Genomic DNA, 1,361 nt, shown 5'->3' on the forward strand with positions numbered 1-1,361 from the left:
CCTAGCAGTCCGTTGATTTCTGTTGGCTGATCGTTCGGATGAGCCAGTCGAGGGCGGCGGTGAGTAGTTGGGCGAGTTGATCGAGGAGGCCCGCCAGGGCCTTGGGCTTGCCGGCCCCCAGGAGGCTCCGCAGGAGGATCGCCAGGTTGTGGGCGGCGGCCACGATCAAGTGTCGCTTCCGCACCTTCTCGATCCCCCGCAGCCGCGTCCGCCTCGCCCCGCCCGTCTCGCACGTGTGGGCGAACGTGCGTTCGACTCGCTCCGATCTCAGCTTCTGCAAGCGGCTGTTCTTCTCGGTCTTCGTCCGCCGCCGGTTGGCGACCACCGCTTCCTTCAGCCCGCTCGGTTTATCGGTCCAACGCCGCTGGTGAGGCGAGTTGGGCTCGGGGATGTAAGTCCGCACGTTCAGGCTCTCGACCAACTCCAACTGCCCCGCTGAGTGGTACCCCTTGTCCGCCACCACCTCCTCGAAGACCTCGCCTCGGCCCGCTTCGGACACGTGGGTCCGGGCCGCCATCGCCGTGTCGGCCAGCGTTCGCGAGTCGCTCTGGTCGGCGTGGTAGACCTCCGCCGCGACCACCAACTCGGTCTCCAGGTCGATCGCGTGCTCCGCCTTGTACGCCAGACGCGTGCGGCCGTCCTTCATCCTCGCGATCCGCGCGTCCGGGTCGGTCGGGGACTCCCACTCGGCGTTGCTCGTCTTCTTGTTCTTCCGCTTCTTGTCGAACCGCCGCAGGTCCTCGTCCGTGGGCTCCTCGCCTTCTTCGATCTCACCCGCTTCTTGCATCAACCGCTTGACGTACGCCTTCCAGTCCTCGCCCGACTCCTTGCGAACGATGCTCCGCATCGCCGCGTCCGCTTCGAGTGTCGTGGAGTCGACGCCGAGCGTCTTGCCCTTCAAGAGGCCCTTCTCGGCCGCCGCGGCGAGCACCAAGCGGAACGCCAGCTCGTGGACCTCCAAGGGGAGCCGGTCGCGGGTCTTGCTCAAGGTCGAGTGGTCGGGGGTCCGTTCGGTGAGCTTCATCCCCAAGAACTCCCGCAGGCTGAGGCTGTCGGCGCACCGCCAGGCGATCCCACGCTGGCTGTCGATCGCTTCGAAGTACCCGACGAACAGCATCCGGAAGTACGTGCCCGGGGCGATCGAGTCGCGGCCGCCCTGGGCGTCGTAGTACGGCACGCACGCCGCCTCGACCGCGTCGTCGAAGCCGCACTCCCCCAGCAGCCGGTTCAGCCGCCGGTAGAACGCGTGCCCCGGGCTCGCCGCCAGCTCGCCCGACGGCACGAACAGCTCCCCCTGCGACTCCCGCCGCCGCTTCCCCATCCCCATCGCGATCCCTCCGTCGCGTCAACCTAGACGCTCA

Annotated in this window: 1 protein-coding gene; it reads right to left on the bottom strand. The window is 67.8% G+C overall.

Annotated elements, in window-relative coordinates; genetic code table 11:
* Position 1 precedes the first annotated feature (1 nt).
* On the bottom strand, positions 2-1,327 hold the full coding sequence (locus Pla108_RS20685) for a transposase (protein WP_231934576.1): 1,326 nt from the start codon (positions 1,325-1,327) through the stop codon (positions 2-4).
* Between the last annotated feature and the right edge of the window lie 34 nt (positions 1,328-1,361).

Origin of the sequence: Botrimarina colliarenosi (assembly GCF_007859955.1) — a bacterium.
GTDB lineage: Bacteria > Planctomycetota > Planctomycetia > Pirellulales > Lacipirellulaceae > Botrimarina > Botrimarina colliarenosi.

What these genes read in the sequence shown, in the direction of transcription:
- Pla108_RS20685 (WP_231934576.1), bottom strand. Translation starts at nt 1,327, where the DNA reads ATGGGGATGGGGAAGCGGCGGCGGGAGTCGCAGGGGGAGCTGTTCGTG.